Genomic DNA, 16,732 nt, shown 5'->3' with positions numbered 1-16,732 from the left:
CAAGAGCGCGCCTTCTGCACGTGCTCTTGCCTTTACCTGTGATCTCGCCCCTGCTGACGCCACGACGGCTCAGCCGATGCGGATACGGCTGAGGTGATCGGGCATCGCCACAGCTTCAAGGTTGGCCGGATCGGGGACCGGCGCCTGCAGCTCCATCGCCATCGGCACCACGCCGGCCCAGATCGGCAGGGCGTAGTCTTCCTCGTCATCCTTCGGCGGGCCGGTGCGGATCTTGGCCGCGCCTTCCGTGATCGGCATCCGCATCAGCGCCGTTGCCTTCACCTCCTGCTCGGTCATCGGGCGCAGGGTCTCCCACCGTCCGGGGAAGATATGCTCGACCATCGCCTGCAGGCTGGCGGCCTTGGCATCCGCATCCGTGACCCGTTCCGCCGTGCCGAACAGCATTGCCGAGCGGAAGTTGACCGAATGGTGAAACGCCGAGCGCGCCAGCACGTAGCCATCCATGCAGGTCACGGTGAGGCAGACCTCGGCCCCGTCCATCGCGCGCAGCGCCCGGCTGGCGGCCGAGCCGTGCCAGTAGACATGATCCCCTTCGCGCCATTGCAGCGTCGGCAGCACCGAGGGCGCGCCGTCGATCTGGTAGCCGATATGGCCCAGCGGCATTGCGTCCAGCACGCGGTAGACGGTTTCGCGGTCATAGAGCCCGCGCTCATGCGCGCGGCGCAGGCGGCTGCGGTTGGTCTTCAGTTCGGCGGCGTCATCGGGGCGGCTGGTCTTGGGCTGGCTCATTGGCTGACCTCTTGTTCTGGGTGTTGCGTCTTGTCTCCGGCTGATGGCTATGCGCAAACTGGTCCATAATAAATGTCCACTTTTTAGAAAAATGAGCATGCCAATTTGGACAAGCTGATCGTCACCCCCGGCAAGGAGCCGCGCTATCGCCAGATTGTCACCGCCCTGCGCCAGCAGATCAGCAGCGGTGCGCTGGCGATCGGCAGCCGTTTGCCGTCCAGCCGGGCGCTTGCCCAGGACCTGGGCGTATCCCGCGCCACCGTTGTCACCGCTTATGACCAGCTGGTCGCCGAAGGTTATGCCGAGGCGCGGCGCGGCGCGGGATTGTTTGTCTGCGACGTGGCGCCGATCCGGACGCCACAGGTGCCGCCCGCGGCCACCGCACCGCCGCCGCCACCGAAACCCGGCGCGCTGTTGCCCGGCGCGCCCGATCCGGCAGTCTTCCCGGCGCGTTCCTGGGCCCGGTGTGTTTCACGTGTGGCACGCATCGATCCCCACAGCCTCAGCCACCTGGAAGACCCGTTCGGCGACCCCCGGCTGTGCCATGAGATCGCCGCCTATGTGGGGCGCTGGCGCGGCATAACCTGCAGCGGCGAACAGGTTCTGGTGACCAGCGGCGCGCGCGAGGCGCTGGAACTGACGATGGATTTCTTGGTGCAGGGCGAGGACATCGCGCTGGAGGCCCCCGGTTTCATTCCGACCCAGCGTTTTGCCAGCGCCCGTGGCTGGCCGGTGCGCTGGCTGCGCGCCGGTGCGCGCGGCGCCGAGGTGCCGCGGCAGATGGCCAAGGTCACCCTGCTGACCCCGTCCCACCAGTTCCCCCTGGGCGGCACCCTGCCAGTGCCGCAGCGGCAGGCCTTCCTGCAGGCAGCCAGGGAGCGCGATGGCTGGATCATCGAGGATGATTTCGACAGCGAGTTTCGTTACGCCGGCCTGCCGGTTCCGGCCATGGCGGCGCTGGATGGCGACGGACGCTGCATCTACGTCGGCACATTTTCAAAGACGTTCTCGCATGCGCTGCGGCTGGGCTATGCGATTCTGCCACCCGCGCTGGTGGAGCCTTTCCGCGCCCTGTTCCAGCACCCCAGCGCCGGGGCCGCCATCACCGCGCAGCGGCCGCTGGCGGAATTCATGGCCTCTGGCCAATACGACCGCCACATCCGCCGCGCCCGCCGGTTGTATGCCGAGCGCTACGCGGCGGCGGCGGATGCGCTGGCCCGCTGGCCCGCCGCGCTGGGACGGTTCGAGCGGCACAACGCGGGGATGCAGATCGCCTTTCACCTGGCCGCAGGCCCTGCGGATAAGGACATCTGCAAAACCGCCGCCAGCGAGGGCTTTGCCCTGCGCCCGCTGTCACCGCATGACCCGGAGCGCCGGACGAACGGGCTGCTGATCGGCTTCTGCCAGGGCACGGCGGAGGACCTCCCCCGGCAGATAGCCCGGCTGCAAAAAATCATCGAAGCAAGCGGGCGGGCGGAGGGCGCGATTTTCTGAACCGATGGGCTTTTCATTTAGAATTGCCTCTGTATAAATCCTTCCCATGAACTTTTGCGCAGATATCCCCCACGCCGATGCCGCTTTCCGCGGTGCGTCGCTGCGCGCCCTACTGATCCTAGCCCGCCTCTGAGCGTGCCCTTCCGGCGCGCCCGCTCAGAGGATTGCCGCATGCGCGCCAAACAAGGCTATTCCGCCCGCAACCGGGCCTAGGACAGAGACAAGAGATACCAACATGACCCATCCCTCCGCGATTTCCGGCGACAAATCCCGCGTATTGATTTTCGACACCACCCTGCGCGACGGTGAGCAAAGCCCCGGTGCCACCATGACCCACCACGAGAAGCTGGAGATCGCCGAGCTTCTGGATGACATGGGGGTCGACATCATCGAGGCCGGTTTCCCGATCGCTTCAGAAGGCGACTTTGCCGCCGTAAGCGAGATTGCCGAACGCTCGAAAAATGCGATGATCTGCGGGTTGGCACGGGCCAATTTCAAGGACATCGACCGCTGCGCCGAAGCCGTGCGCAAGGCCGCGCAGCCGCGTATCCACACCTTCATCGGCACTTCGCCGCTGCACCGCGCCATCCCGAACCTGACCATGGACGAGATGGCCGACAAGATCCACGAGACCGTGACCCACGCGCGCAACCTGGTGGACAACGTGCAGTGGTCGCCGATGGACGCCACCCGGACCGAGTGGGACTATCTCTGCCGGGTGATCGAGATCGCCATCAAGGCAGGTGCCACGACCATCAACATCCCCGACACCGTCGGCTACACCGCGCCCATGGAATCCGCTGACCTGATCAAGCGCCTGATCGAGACCGTGCCGGGCGCGGATGAGGTGATCTTTGCCACCCACTGCCACAATGACCTCGGCATGGCGACCGCCAACGCGCTGGCCGCTGTCGCAGGTGGTGCGCGGCAGATCGAATGCACCATCAACGGCCTTGGCGAACGGGCGGGCAACACCGCGCTCGAAGAGGTGGTGATGGCGCTGAAGACGCGCAACGACATCATGCCCTGGCACACCAATATCGACACCACCAAGATCATGCATATCTCGCGCCGGGTCTCGACCGTATCGGGCTTCGTTGTGCAACCGAACAAGGCGATCGTCGGCAAGAACGCCTTTGCCCATGAAAGCGGTATCCACCAGGACGGCATGCTGAAGAACCGCGAGAACTTCGAGATCATGCGCCCCGAGGATGTGGGCCTGTCCGGCACCTCGCTGCCGCTGGGCAAGCATTCCGGCCGCGCTGCATTGCGCGACAAGCTGCAGCACCTCGGCTACGAGGTGGGCGACAATCAGCTGAAGGACGTCTTTGTCCGCTTCAAGGAGCTGGCCGACCGCAAGAAGGAAGTCTTTGACGACGACCTGATCGCGCTGATGCGCACGGGCAGCGACGCCGAGAACGACTACCTGCAACTGGTGTCGATGAAGGTTGTCTGCGGCACCGGCGGCCCGGCCGAAGCCACCGTCGAGATGGAGATCGACGGCAACGACGTGACCGAAACCGCCGAGGGCGACGGGCCGGTGGACGCCACCTTCAAGGCGATCCGCAAGATCTATCCGAACTCGGCGCGCCTGCAGCTTTACCAGGTGCACGCGGTCACCGAGGGCACCGATGCCCAGGCCACCGTGTCCGTGCGGCTGGAGGAAGACGGCGTCATCGCCACCGGGGAAAGCGCCAACACCGATACGGTGGTTGCCTCTGCCAAGGCCTATGTGAACGCGCTCAACCGCGTGATCGTGCGCCGTGGCCGGGTGGGCGAAGGCGCTGACGCGCGTGAGATTTCCTACAAGGATCTGGCATAAGCCCCGCGCTGAGCCAATCACCGCTCCGCACACAACATCCGAACACAACAAAGGGCACCCGCTGCGGTGCCCTTTTTCATGTCCCCTAACAGGGCGGCGTGCCTTTGCCGCAGAGAGGCGGCGCGTCAGCGACCGGCGGCGGCAATGAACAGGGCCGATATCCGTGCGGCCTCTTCCTCGGCGCCGAAGGGGGCATTGACCACGAACATGCCGCTGCCGACCATCCGGTGGCCTTCGCGCACCGGCGGAAAGGACACCTCGTGGCGCAGGGCACCGGGCAGTTCCTGGGCCTCCAGCGCGGTCAGCATCGTCTTGTGGCTGCCATCCTTCAGGATCGGGTACCACAGGGCGATGATGCCGACATTCCACTTGCGGTGCAGCTTGGCGATGATGCCCGGAATGCGGGCATAGTCGGCCTTGATCTCGTAGCTGGGATCGATCAGCAACAGCCCCCGCCGGGGTGTTGGCGGCGCCAGAGACTGGGCCAGTTCGAACCCGTCCTGCTGATGCACATTGGCCCGCCAAGGCGCCAGCGCCGCCCGCAGCGCGGCGTTTTCCTGCGGGTGAAGCTCGGCAAAATGCAGGCTGTCAGCGGGGCGTAGCAGCCAGGCCGCGATCAACGGCGAGCCGGGATAGGCCGCCTCACCGTGCTGCTTGCGGGTCTCGGAAATGGCGTGATGCAGCGGATGATCCGCAGCCAGCGCCTGCCCTGCCAGAATGCGGGTGATCCCCTGCTCTGCCTCGCCGGTCTTGACCGCTTCGAGCGCGTCGAGCAGGTACAGCCCGCGGCCCGCGTGGGTCTCGATATAGCTCAGCGGTTTGTCCTTGCGGGTGAGATACGCCAGCATCCAGGCCAGCAGCGCGTGTTTCTGGACATCGGCCAGGTTTCCGGCGTGGTATATGTGCTGATACGAGAGCATCTGTTTCCTGTAGCGAAAATTGCACGACGGCGGAAGGGGCGGCGTACGGCGGGTAAACGGAATCTCAACCCCGCTGCGGCAGACTGCCCGCTGTAGTGATGCCGCAGAACGCAGGTTCCCATGCCCCTCAGAACGAGTGCCCTTGCCCTGGCTTTGACCTTTCTGGCTGCGCTGACGTGCGGCCCGACCGTTGTCAGCGCGCAGGGCTATTCGCTGATCAACAACCAGTTCTTCCTGCAGAAGGCCTCGGCGCCGATGCCGGGCTCGGCACCTGCTGCCGCGCCTGCGCCGCAGGCCGTGGCCAGCCTGCTGCCGGACACGCTGCCCGGGGCGGACACCGGCCGCGGCGCGGTGTCCCTGAACCCCGGGGCCTCCAGCCTGTTCCGCGGCCGCAGCGGCGGCGGGCTGTTCGCGCCGATCCTGCGGGCACCGCCCAGCATCAAGCGTCTGCTGGACCTGATCGCCAGCGCCGAGGCCGGCAAGGCGCAGTATGACGCGGTGCAATACGGTGCCAGACGCAAGCCGCCCAAAAAGCCGACCCAGATGACGATTGCCGAAATCAACGCCTGGATCGATGCCACCCCCGGCCAGCCCCATGCCATCGGTCGCTATCAGTTCATTCCGGCAACCCTGCGGCGGCTGGTCCGCCACCAGGGGGTGAAACCGCAGGCGCGCTTCTCGCCCGAACTGCAGGACCAGCTGGCGCATCAGCTGATCGAGGAAGCGGGCTACAGCGCCTTCCTCGCAGCCGAGATGCCCCGCAAGACCTTCATGCTGAACCTTGCCAAGATCTGGGCCGGGTTGCCGGTGGCAAGCGGCAAATCCTACTACGAAGGGTATGCCGGCAACAGCGCCAGCCTGACCTATGCCCATTTCAAGTCCGAGATGGCGCGGATTTTCCCCGGCTGATCAGGGGCCTGTCGGCCGTCCCGTCACCGTACTCCGCTGCCGGTCAGCATCGCGACGCGGCGGCTCTGCTGCGCCCCTTGCCTGCTGAAACAGCCTTTGGCGGCCGGTCTTGGCGGAAAGGCGCTGTTTCACCATAATACGCCCTTTCGCGCTCAACCCGTGCCGCTTATAAGGTGGGAACAGGCGGCTCCGCCCGGAGTCGCCCAAGGAATATTTGGCAGCACTCACAGGATCCCTTCTACATGGCGCTTTTCGGAAACTTGGGCGGTCTGTTCTCTTCGGACATGGCCATCGACCTCGGCACTGCCAACACGCTGGTCTACGTGAAGGGCCGAGGCGTGATCCTGTCCGAGCCGTCGGTTGTCGCCTACCACGTCAAGGACGGCGTCAAGAAGGTGCTGGCCGTGGGTGAAGACGCCAAGCTGATGCTGGGCCGCACCCCCGGCTCGATCGAGGCGATCCGGCCAATGCGCGAAGGCGTGATTGCCGACTTCGACACCGCCGAAGAGATGATCAAGCACTTCATCCGCAAGGTGCACAAGCGCTCGACCTTCTCCAAGCCCAAGATCATCGTCTGCGTGCCGCATGGCGCCACCCCGGTTGAAAAACGCGCGATCCGCCAGTCGGTGCTGTCGGCAGGTGCGCGCCGCGCCGGCCTGATTGCCGAGCCGATCGCGGCCGCCATCGGGGCGGGCATGCCGATCACCGATCCGACCGGCAACATGGTCGTCGACATCGGCGGCGGCACCACCGAGGTGGCGGTTCTGTCGCTGGGCGACATCGTCTACGCCCGCTCGGTCCGCGTCGGCGGCGACCGCATGGACGAGGCGATCATCTCCTACCTGCGCCGCCAGCAGAACCTTCTGGTTGGTGAAGCGACCGCCGAGCGCATCAAGACCTCGATCGGCACCGCCCGCATGCCCGACGACGGCCGCGGCCAGTCGATGCAGATCCGTGGCCGTGACCTCTTGAACGGTGTGCCGAAGGAGATCGAGATCTCGCAGGCCCAGGTGGCCGAGGCGCTGGCCGAGCCGGTGCAGCAGATCTGCGAGGCGGTGATGACCGCGCTGGAGACCACCCCGCCGGATCTGGCTGCCGACATCGTCGACCGTGGCGTGATGCTGACCGGCGGCGGCGCGCTGCTGGGCGATCTGGATCTGGCCCTGCGCGAGCAGACGGGCCTTGCGGTCTCGATCGCCGACGAAAGCCTCAACTGCGTGGCGCTTGGCACCGGCAAGGCGCTGGAATACGAAAAGCAGCTGGCCCACGCGATCGACTACGACAGCTGATACCTCTGCCATCGGGCCGCACCTGACAGGGCATCGGCCTGCAGGCAGGAAGGAGACACGTGGCAAAGGACAAGTCACAGCGCGATGATTACGCCACCCCGCTGCGGCGCCTGCTGACCGTGGTGCTGTGCCTGTGCCTGGCGGCCATTTTCATCGTCTGGCGCATCGACAGTCCACGGGTGGAACGCTTCCGCGCCCAGGTGGTCGACCGGGTCGTGCCCAGCATGGACTGGGCCATGGTGCCGGTGACGGCCACGATCAACCTGCTGCGCGACTTCCAGAGTTACCAGCGGCTGGCCGAACAGAACCGGGAATTGCGCAGCGAGCTGCGCCAGATGCGCGCCTGGAAGGAAGCCGCCTTGCAGCTGGAGCAGGAAAACGCCCGGCTGCTGGACCTCAACAACGTGCGGCTGGACCCGCAGCTGACCTATATCACCGGCGTGGTGATGGCGGACAGCGGCTCCCCCTTTCGGCAGTCGGTTCTGCTGAACGTCGGCAGCCGCGACGGCGTTCATGATGGTTGGGCCGCGATGGACGGGATCGGGCTTGTCGGGCGGATCTCCGGCACCGGTCGCAACACCGCGCGGGTGATCCTGCTGACGGATGCCGCCAGCGCGGTTCCCGCCACCATCCAGCCTTCGGGCCAGACCGCCCTGGTGACCGGCGACAACAGCGCAGCCCCCTTGCTGAGCTTCCTGGAAAACCCCGATCTGGTGCGCCCTGGTGACCGGGTCATCTCCTCGGGCGATGGATCGGTTTTCCCGGCCGGGTTGTTGATTGGCCAGGTCGCCAAGGACCGTTCCGGGCGCATGCGGGTGCGGCTGTCGGCCGACTACAGCCGACTGGAGTTCCTGCGGGTGCTGCGCCATCACGGCACCGAGGTCATCGACACGCCGGGCGCATTGGTCGGCGCAAAACCCGGCGATCCGATGCCGCAACCCCGTCCGCAGGATCTGGGCGGGGACGACGCGAGTGTTTCAGCCGGGGCGGAGAATGGCTAGCACCTCGACCGCCCGGATCTGGACCATGCGCGCGGCCTTTCCGGCGCTGGCCGTGCTGATCATGTTCTTCCACCTGCTGCCGCTGGATACCGAGCCGCGTTTCTGGGCGCCGCCGGACCTGTTGCTGCTGATCGCGCTGACCTGGTCGATGCGGCGGCCGGAATTCGTGCCGCCGATTTCGATTGCCCTCGTCATCCTGTTGGAAGACCTGCTGCTGTTGCGCCCGCCCGGCTTGATGGCGCTGCTGGCGGTGTTGGGATGTGGCGTCCTGAAGGCCCGTGCCGCCCCCCACCGCGAAAGCACCTTTGTCAGCGACTGGCTGGCCATCGCCGCGGTGCTGACGGTGATTGCCGCCCTCAACCGGCTGACGCTGGCGCTGTTCGCGGTCGAGCAGGCCCCCCTGGGATTGACCGTGATTCAGGTCGTGATGACCATTCTCGCCTACCCTCTGGTCGTCTGGCTCAGCCAGACTATTCTGGGCGTACGCAAATTGTCTCCGGCCGAAGCCGAAACCCTGGTACACCGCCGATGAAACGCTCCTCCAAGGATCTTGATGCCACACATGGCAAGATGACCCGCCGGGCCCTGTTCCTGGGCGGGCTTCAACTGGCCTTTGCGGGCGGGCTGGCGGCCCGGATGCGGTTTCTGCAGGTGGATCAGGCCGATGAATTCCGCCTGCTGGCCGAAGAAAACCGCATCAACATCCGCCTGCTGCCCCCGGCCCGCGGAGAGATCTTTGACCGCAACGGGCAGATCATTGCCCAGAACTCCCCCTCCTACCGGATTACCCTGGTGCCGGAGGACGCGGGCGACGTCGAGGCGGTCATCGCCAAACTGTCGAACCTGCTGCCGCTGGACCCCGAGGACCTGGAGCGCGCCCGCGCGGAGATGCGCCGTTCGCCCCCGTTTCTTCCGATCACCCTTGCGGATCGGATCGGCTGGGAGGACATTTCCAAGGTCGCGGTCAACGCCCCGGCGCTGCCAGGCGTGACCCCCGAGGTCGGTTTGACCCGGGTCTATCCCCAGCAAGAGGATTTTGCCCATGTGGTGGGCTATGTCGGACCGGTCTCGGATTACGACCTGAGCAAGATGGACGACCCCGAGCCGGTGCTGATGATCCCCCGCTTCCAGATCGGCAAGGTCGGCTTCGAGGCCAAGCGCGAAGACATGCTGCGCGGCAAGGCCGGCGCGAAACGGGTCGAGGTCAATGCAACCGGCCGCGTCATGCGTGAGTTGGACCGCCGCGAGGGCATCTCGGGGGCGGACATGCAGCTGACCGTCGATGCCGCCTTGCAGAACTACGTGCAGGCACGGCTCGGTCGCGAAAGTGCCGCCGCGGTGGTGATCGACTGCGAGGAGGGCGACATTCGTGCCATTTGCTCCTCTCCCAGCTTTGATCCCAACCTTTTCGTGCGCGGCATTTCGGTCGCCGATTACCGCATGCTGACCGAGGACAATTACCGCCCCCTGTCCAACAAGACGGTGCAGGGCACCTATCCGCCCGGCTCCACCTTCAAGATGATCACCGCGCTTGCAGCGCTTGAAGAAGGCGTGGTGGGACCGGAGGAAACCGTCTGGTGCCCCGGCCATCTGACCGTCGCGGGACGTCGTTTCCACTGTTGGAAGCGGGCCGGCCACGGGCATGTGGACCTGAACAACTCGCTTAAACGGTCCTGCGACGTCTACTACTACGACATCGCGATCAAGACCGGCATCGACAAGATCTCGGCGATGGCCAACAAGTTCGGCCTCGGCGTCAAACATGACCTGCCGATGTCCGCGGTCGCGCAGGGGATCACCCCGACCAAGGAATGGAAGCTGCGCTCCTATGGCAAGGACTGGCTGATCGGGGATACCGCGAACGCGTCGATCGGTCAGGGCTTCATGCTGGCATCGCCCCTGCAACTGGCGGTGATGACGGCGCGTATCGCCACCGGGCGCAGTGTCACGCCGCGGCTGTTGAAATCCATCGACGGGGTCGAGCAGCCCAGCGGCGCCGGCGAACCGCTGGATGTCGCGGAAAACAACCTGCGCACCGTGCGCAAGGGCATGTACTCGGTCAGCAACGACCGCCGCGGCACCGGCTACCGCTCGCGCATCATCGGCGACGGTATCCGCATGGCCGGCAAGAGTGGCACCAGCCAGGTGCGCAACATCACCGCCGCCGAACGCGCCGCCGGGGTGATCCGCAACGAGGACCTTCCGTGGGAGCGTCGCGACCACGCGCTCTATGTCTGCTACGCGCCCTACGACAACCCGAAATACGCGGTTGCGGTGGTGGTGGAACACGGCGGCGGTGGCTCCAAGGCGGCGGCGCCGATCGCCCGCGACGTGCTGCTGCAGGCGCTCTACGATGGTACCCCGCCGCTGGAAGCCTACCCCAAGGCCGATCGCAGCCGCATCAAGGCACAGCAGGAACGATTGGAGCGCGAACGCGTCAAACGCCCCCTGGGCAGCCGGAGCAGCAAGGCATGAGCTATCTGGAATACCACGCCAAATCGATGCCCTCCGGGTTTCGCAAGATCCTCTACCTGAACTGGGGTCTGCTGCTGCTGCTGGTGACGGTGGCCTGCGTCGGTTTCCTGATGCTCTACTCTGTTGCCGGCGGTTCCTTCACGCCGTGGGTCGAACCGCAGGTCAAACGTTTTGCCCTGGGCCTGGTGTTGCTGTTCGTGGTGGCCGTGGTCCCTATCTGGTTCTGGCGCAACGTGTCGGTGTTGGCCTATCTCGGCTCTCTCGCCCTTCTGGTGGCGGTGGAGCTGTTCGGCTCCGTCGGCATGGGGGCGCAGCGCTGGATTGATCTGGGCTTCATGCGGCTGCAGCCATCCGAGGTCACAAAGATCTCTCTGGTGATGCTGCTGGCCGCCTATTACGACTGGCTGCCGCCGGAAAAAACCTCGCGGCCCCTGTGGGTTATGCTCCCCGTGGCGCTGATCCTGCTGCCGGTGGCGCTGGTGCTGAAACAGCCGGACCTTGGCACCTCGATCCTGCTGATGGCGGCAGGCGGCGGGGTGATGTTTCTGGCAGGCGTGCACTGGGCCTATTTCGTCGCCGTCATTGCCTCGGGCGTGGGGCTGGTCAGCGCGGTGTTCCAAAGCCGCGGCACCGACTGGCAGCTGCTGAAGGACTACCAGTTCCGCCGCATCGACACCTTCCTCGATCCCTCGCAGGATCCCCTGGGCGCCGGTTATCACATCACCCAGTCGAAGATCGCGCTGGGGTCCGGCGGCTGGTCCGGGCGCGGCTTCATGCAGGGCACCCAGTCGCGGCTGAACTTCCTGCCGGAGAAACACACCGACTTCATCTTCACCACCCTGGCGGAGGAGTTCGGCTTCATCGGTGGCGTGACCCTGCTGTTCATCTACATGCTGATCATCCTGTTTTGCATCGCCTCGGCTATTGCCACCAAGGACCGGTTTTCGTCGCTGGTCATCATGGGCATCGGCCTCAACTTCTTTTTGTTCTTCGCGGTCAACATGTCGATGGTGATGGGGCTGGCGCCCGTAGTGGGCGTGCCGCTGCCGATGGTGTCCTATGGCGGCTCGGCGATGCTGGTGCTGCTGGGCGCCTTCGGCATCGTGCAAAGCGCCCACATCCACCGGCCGCGCCATTCAACACGCTGAATTTCGGAGTTCCCATGACAGTCAACGTTCTCTTTGCCGGCCGTGCGGCCAGCTGGCCCGCCTACGAGCCCGAGTTGAAACGCGCCTTTGATGCGCTTGGGCTGACTGTGAACCTCGGCTGCGACTTCGCCCCGCAGGAAGTCGACTACATCATCTATGCGCCGACCGGCCCCGTCAGCGATTTCACCCCCTTCACCCGGCTGAAAGCGGTGCTGAGCCTCTGGGCCGGGGTCGAGAAGATCGTGCCCAACACCACCCTGACCGCACCGCTGACCCGCATGGTGGATGCCGGGCTGGAGCTGGGCATGCGCGAATGGGTGGCCGGGCACACGCTGCGCTATCACCTGGGGATGGACGCGCATATCCAGGGCCAGACCGGAACGTGGGAGCCGAAGGTGCCACCGCTGGCGCGCGACCGCAAGGTCACCATTCTGGGCCTTGGCGCCCTCGGCCGCGCCGTCGCCGAGACGCTGGCGGCATTGGGCTTTGCGGTAACCGGATGGAGCCGCACGCAGAAACATCTGGACGGCGTCACCTGCCACGCAGGCGAAGATGGGCTGCGCCGGGCGTTGGAGCAGGCGGAAATCGTGGTGCTTCTGCTGCCGGACACGCCCGCCACGACCAACATCCTGAATGCCGAAACGCTGGCGATGCTGCCCCGCGGCGCCCGCATCATCAATCCGGGGCGCGGGCCGCTGATCGATGACGACGCGCTGCTGGCAGCACTGGACAGCGGCCAGGTCGGCCACGCCACGCTGGATGTCTTCCGGGTGGAGCCGCTGCCGCCGGAGCACCCCTACTGGGCGCATCCAAACGTGACGGTGACGCCGCATATCGCCTCAGAGACCCGCGAAAGCACCGCCGCCGAGGTGATTGCGGAAAACATCCGCCGCTGCGAGGCAGGTGAGCCGATGCTGCATCTGGTCGACCGCAGCCTCGGCTACTAGGGGCAGGCGCGGCGGAGCCTATTCTGCGACCAGCCCGCGCCCTTTCAGCAGCGCCTCGACCCCCGGCAGGCGGCCGCGGAACGCGGTGTAGAGCTCTGCCGGATCAGCCGAGCCGCCGGTGGACAGGATGTGCTCCTCCAGCGCCTTGGCGCGTTCGGGGTCAAAGGCGCCGCCTGCCTCCTCGAACGCTGCGAAGGCGTCCGCGTCCATCACCTCGGACCACATGTAGCTGTAATAGCCCGAGGAGTAGCCGTCGCCCGCAAAGACATGGGCGAAATGCGGCGTGGCATGGCGCATGGTAATGGCATCCGGCATGCCGATCTCGGCCAGAACCTCGGCCTGTTTCACCATCGGGTCTGCCGGGGCAGCACCGTCGTGGAAGGCAAGATCCACCAGCGCCGAGGCGACATATTCCACCGTCTGGAAGCCCATGTCGAAATTCGCGGCCCCCAGCACCTTGTCCAGCATCTCCTGCGGCATCGGCGCGCCGGTTTCCGCATGGGTGGCGAATTCCTGCAGCACTTCGGGCACTTCCAGCCAGTGTTCGTAGAGCTGGCTCGGCAGCTCGACAAAGTCGCGCGCAACCGAGGTGCCCGAGATGCTCTCGTAGGTCACGTCCGACAGCATCTGGTGCAGCGCGTGGCCGAATTCGTGGAACAGGGTGCGGGCGTCATCCCAGGACAGCAGCGCCGGATCGCCCTTGGCAAAGTTGCAGACGTTGATGACCACAGGCGTCTGCTTTTCCGGGAACTTGGCCTGCTGGCGCATCGCCGAACACCAGGCACCGGAGCGTTTGGAGCCGCGGGCGAAATAATCGCCGATGAAGACCGCCACATGCGCGCCGTTGCGGGTCACCTCCCAGGCGCGGCAATCCGGGTGGTACAGCGGCACATCCAGCGGTGCGAACTCCAGCCCGAACAGTCGGTTGGCGCAGGCAAAGGCCGCCTCGATCATCCGGTCCAGCTGCAGATAGGGCTTCAGCGCGGCCTCATCCAGATCATGCTCGGCCTGGCGGCGCTTGGCGGCGTAATAGCGCCAGTCCCAGGGCTGCAGATCGCCGTTGATGCCGTCGGCCCGCATCATCTGCGTCAGCACCTCGGCATCGGCATCTGCCTGCGCCTTGGCGGGCCCCCAGACGTCCATCAGCAGCTTGCGAACCGCCTCGGGCGTGCCCGCCATCTCGGTTTCCAGCTTGTAGGCGGCAAAGCTGTCATAGCCCAGCAGCCGCGCACGTTCCTGGCGCAGCGCCAGGATCTCGGCAGCGATCGCCAGGTTGTCGGTGTCGCCGCCATTGGCGCCGCGGGCGGCCCAGGCCCTGAAAGCCTTCTCGCGCAGCTCGCGGCGGGGCGAGAACTGCAGGAACGGCGTAATCAGCGAACGCGACAGGGTGACCACCGGGCCATCGCAGCCCTTCTCCGCACCGGCCGCGCGGGCCGCGTCCACCACAAAGGCGGGCAGCCCCTCCAGATCGTCCTCCGAGAGTTCCAGGAACCAGCTGCGCTCATCTGCCAGCAGGTTCTGGGTGAACTGGGTGCCCAAGGTCGCAAGCCGTGCCTTGATTTCCTGCATCCGCAGATCGGCAGCCCCCTCCAGCGCCGCGCCGCCACGCACAAAGCCGCGATGGGTCAGCATCAGCACGCGCTGCTGCTCGGGTGTCAGATCCAGCGCGTCGCGCTGCTCCCAGACCGCCTTGACCCGCGCATACAGCGCCTTGTTCGCGGTGATGGCCGAAAAATGCGCCGCCAGTTTCGGCGAGAACTCCCGCTGCAGCTCCTCCCGCCGCGGATTGCTGTCCGCGCCAGCCACGGTGAAAAAGACGCCCAGAACCTGCTCCAACGCGCGGCACGGTGTTTCCAGCGCTTCGATCACATTGGCAAAGCTGGGCGGCTCGGAATTGGTCGCGATCTGCTCGATCTGCGCCGCGTGATCGGCCAGTGCCTGTTCCAGCGCAGGGGCAAAATCCTCGTCCGAGATTTCGGCGAAGGGGGCGATTTCAAACGGTGTGTCCCAGTTGGACAAAAGCGGGTTGGACATGGACGGATCTCCTTTGTCCGCGACGCTAGCGGCAAAGCCGGGCGGCTGCAATCGGCCCTAGCCGCCCGCCCCCGGCACGCTGTCGCTATCCGCAACCAGCGCCGCCGGGATGATGCGGATCGGCACGCCTGCGATATTGGCCGCGCGCGCAATACGCCATTCATAGCGGCCAAAGCGGCCGTCGGTATCGATCAGCACCACCACCGCCTCCTTGCCGGTGATCTCGGCGGCAAACAGCGCCTGCTGGATGCTGTCGAGGCTGCTGCGCCTGTCGAGACCGAACTCCACCACCCGCCGGGAGTTCTCGCAATCGGTGCGGATCGACGCGGCGCCGCCGGGGTAGGAAAACTCATGCACGGTTTCCGCGCTGCCGCCGAACAGCGCGCCGCACAGCACAGAGATGAAGAAGGCCTCGTTCAAATCAGGGGGCTTCCGGTTTCCTAGTGGCCGGAGCCGCAAACCGGGCAATCGGCGCGCGGGGACAGGCGGATCTTGCGGGTTTCGCCATAAAGCCCGTCATAGATCAGCATCTCGCCGCGCAGCACCTGGCCCGCACCGGTGATCTGCTTGACCGCCTCCTGTGCCATCATCGCGCCGATGACCCCCGGCAAGGGGCCGATCACCCCTGCCTCGGCACAGCTGGGCGCCAGCCCCGCGGCCGGGGCTTCGGGAAAGATGCACTGATAGCAGGGGCCGCCCTTGGCCGGATGGAACAGGCTGATCTGCCCCTCCCACTGCGACAGCGCGCCGGAGATCAGCGGCTTGCCCAGCGCCACGGCGTGGCGGTTGGCCAGATAGCGGGTGTCAAAATTGTCGGTGCCGTCGAGGATCAGGTCGTAGTCCGCGAACAGATCCGCCGCGATGTCATCGGTCAGGCGGCGGTTGTCGGGGCGCACCTCTACATAAGGGTTCTGCGCGCGCATCGCCGCCGCGGCCGAGAAAACCTTGGGCTTGCCGATATCCTCGTCCCGGTGGATGACCTGGCGCTGCAGGTTGGCGTTATCGACCACGTCATCGTCGATCACCCCGATGGTGCCCACCCCGGCCGCGGCCAGGTACTGCAGCACGGGCGCGCCCAGACCGCCGGCACCGATCACCAGAACCCGCGCCTGTTTCAGCTTCTTCTGGCCCGCGCCGCCGACCTCGCGCAGCACGATATGGCGGGCATAGCGGTCCAGCTCGCTGTCGGAAAAACGGCTCGCGGGCTGCGGTGCGGCTGTATCCTGCGGCTGGGCGCGCGATTTCAGGGCTGCAACGATGCGGGCATAGAAACCAGCCAAAAGCGCAACACCGCCCAGCAGCAGCCAGGCCCCGGCAGAGCCGCCGATGCCCTCGCGCAGGGGATGCCCGGCAGGCAGCGTCAGCTGCACCGCCAGCACCGCGGCGAACAGCACCACCAGAACCGCAATCCGCAGGTTGCGCGGCAAGCCCAGAAACCGCCCGCCCCACCAGATCAGCGCCGCAAGGAACAGGATCCGCAGCATCAGCCTCTCCCGGTGGAGCCAAAGCCGCCCGCGCCGCGCGCCGAACTGCTGAGGGCATCGGCCAGCTCGAAGCGGGCCTGCAGCACCGGCGCCACCACCATCTGGGCGATGCGGTCGCCGTGGGCGATCTCGAACAGCTCCTGGCCTGCGTTCATCACGATGACCCCCAGCGGGCCGCGGTAATCGCTGTCGATGGTGCCGGGGGTGTTGGGCAGGGTGATGCCATGCTTCAGCGCCAGGCCGGAGCGTGGGCGGATCTGCACCTCGTAGCCAGCGGGGATTTCTATGCGCAGCCCGGTCGGCACCAGCGCCCGCTCCCCCGGCGCCAGCTGCAGGCAGCCGCGGTCCGGCAGGTTGGCGCGGATGTCGGCGCCTGCCGCCCCCGCCGTTTCATAAGAGGGCAGCGGCACATCCCGGTCCGCGCCCTCGTCATGGATCACACGGATCGTCACCATCCCC

The 16,732-nt window shown here is 66.1% G+C and carries 15 protein-coding genes; 9 read left to right on the top strand and 6 right to left on the bottom strand.

Features of this window, described 5'->3' with window-relative positions:
- Nucleotides 1-69 precede the first annotated feature (69 nt).
- Nucleotides 70-750 (bottom strand): pyridoxamine 5'-phosphate oxidase family protein, encoded by a 681-nt coding sequence (locus tag ACZ52D_RS09440; RefSeq protein WP_464441151.1) that lies wholly within the window; start codon nt 748-750, stop codon nt 70-72.
- Between the two features lie 105 nt (nt 751-855).
- On the opposite strand from ACZ52D_RS09440, the gene pdxR reads away from it, so the two are divergent.
- Complete coding sequence (gene pdxR, locus ACZ52D_RS09435) at nt 856-2,244, top strand: MocR-like pyridoxine biosynthesis transcription factor PdxR (protein ID WP_464441150.1); 1,389 nt, start codon at nt 856-858, stop codon at nt 2,242-2,244.
- Between the two features lie 235 nt (nt 2,245-2,479).
- Nucleotides 2,480-4,066, top strand: a complete 1,587-nt coding sequence (locus ACZ52D_RS09430; protein ID WP_222456435.1) for a 2-isopropylmalate synthase — start codon at nt 2,480-2,482, stop codon at nt 4,064-4,066.
- Nucleotides 4,067-4,191: 125 nt separating this feature from the next.
- On the opposite strand, the gene rlmJ is transcribed toward ACZ52D_RS09430, so the two are convergent.
- Nucleotides 4,192-4,986, bottom strand: coding sequence for a 23S rRNA (adenine(2030)-N(6))-methyltransferase RlmJ (gene rlmJ, locus ACZ52D_RS09425; protein WP_464441149.1), 795 nt, complete (start codon nt 4,984-4,986; stop codon nt 4,192-4,194).
- A gap of 120 nt (nt 4,987-5,106) precedes the next feature.
- Here rlmJ and ACZ52D_RS09420 point away from each other — a divergent pair, with 120 nt between their 5' ends.
- From ACZ52D_RS09420 to ACZ52D_RS09390, 7 genes are all read left to right on the top strand, one after another.
- Nucleotides 5,107-5,895 (top strand): lysozyme family protein, encoded by a 789-nt coding sequence (locus ACZ52D_RS09420; protein ID WP_464441148.1) that lies wholly within the window; start codon nt 5,107-5,109, stop codon nt 5,893-5,895.
- Between the two features lie 242 nt (nt 5,896-6,137).
- Entirely contained in the window at nt 6,138-7,184 is a 1,047-nt protein-coding gene (locus ACZ52D_RS09415) for a rod shape-determining protein (RefSeq protein WP_027257685.1), read from the top strand.
- Nucleotides 7,185-7,243: 59 nt separating this feature from the next.
- Complete coding sequence (mreC, locus tag ACZ52D_RS09410; RefSeq protein ID WP_222456432.1) at nt 7,244-8,185, top strand: rod shape-determining protein MreC; 942 nt, start codon at nt 7,244-7,246, stop codon at nt 8,183-8,185.
- Nucleotides 8,178-8,717, top strand: coding sequence for a hypothetical protein (locus ACZ52D_RS09405; RefSeq protein ID WP_222456431.1), 540 nt, complete (start codon nt 8,178-8,180; stop codon nt 8,715-8,717). Before mreC ends, ACZ52D_RS09405 begins: the two co-directional genes overlap by 8 nt.
- Entirely contained in the window at nt 8,714-10,660 is a 1,947-nt protein-coding gene (gene mrdA / locus ACZ52D_RS09400) for a penicillin-binding protein 2 (protein WP_222456430.1), read from the top strand. Before ACZ52D_RS09405 ends, mrdA begins: the two co-directional genes overlap by 4 nt.
- On the top strand, nt 10,657-11,808 hold the full coding sequence (rodA, locus tag ACZ52D_RS09395) for a rod shape-determining protein RodA (protein WP_464441147.1): 1,152 nt from the start codon (nt 10,657-10,659) through the stop codon (nt 11,806-11,808). Before mrdA ends, rodA begins: the two co-directional genes overlap by 4 nt.
- Before the next feature lie 14 nt (nt 11,809-11,822).
- On the top strand, nt 11,823-12,755 hold the full coding sequence (locus ACZ52D_RS09390) for a 2-hydroxyacid dehydrogenase (protein ID WP_464441146.1): 933 nt from the start codon (nt 11,823-11,825) through the stop codon (nt 12,753-12,755).
- A gap of 18 nt (nt 12,756-12,773) precedes the next feature.
- Here the strand turns inward: ACZ52D_RS09390 and ACZ52D_RS09385 are convergent, their stop codons facing one another.
- The 4 genes from ACZ52D_RS09385 to dut are packed head-to-tail and all read right to left on the bottom strand — an operon-like array spanning nt 12,774 to nt 16,728.
- The gene (locus tag ACZ52D_RS09385; RefSeq protein ID WP_464441145.1) at nt 12,774-14,789 is read right to left on the bottom strand and encodes a M3 family metallopeptidase; all 2,016 of its coding nucleotides are present in this window, start codon (nt 14,787-14,789) and stop codon (nt 12,774-12,776) included.
- 57 nt (nt 14,790-14,846) lie between these two features.
- A complete protein-coding gene (locus ACZ52D_RS09380; protein ID WP_464441144.1) occupies nt 14,847-15,209 on the bottom strand; it encodes a hypothetical protein in 363 nt (120 codons plus the stop codon).
- Between the two features lie 20 nt (nt 15,210-15,229).
- On the bottom strand, nt 15,230-16,273 hold the full coding sequence (locus ACZ52D_RS09375) for a HesA/MoeB/ThiF family protein (RefSeq protein WP_464441143.1): 1,044 nt from the start codon (nt 16,271-16,273) through the stop codon (nt 15,230-15,232).
- On the bottom strand, nt 16,273-16,728 hold the full coding sequence (gene dut / locus ACZ52D_RS09370) for a dUTP diphosphatase (protein ID WP_464441142.1): 456 nt from the start codon (nt 16,726-16,728) through the stop codon (nt 16,273-16,275). The genes ACZ52D_RS09375 and dut overlap by 1 nt, the downstream gene beginning before the upstream one ends.
- Nucleotides 16,729-16,732 lie beyond the last annotated feature (4 nt).

The organism is Leisingera sp. S2M4, assembly GCF_055398055.1.
This window is presented reverse-complemented; position numbering and strand designations above follow the sequence as displayed.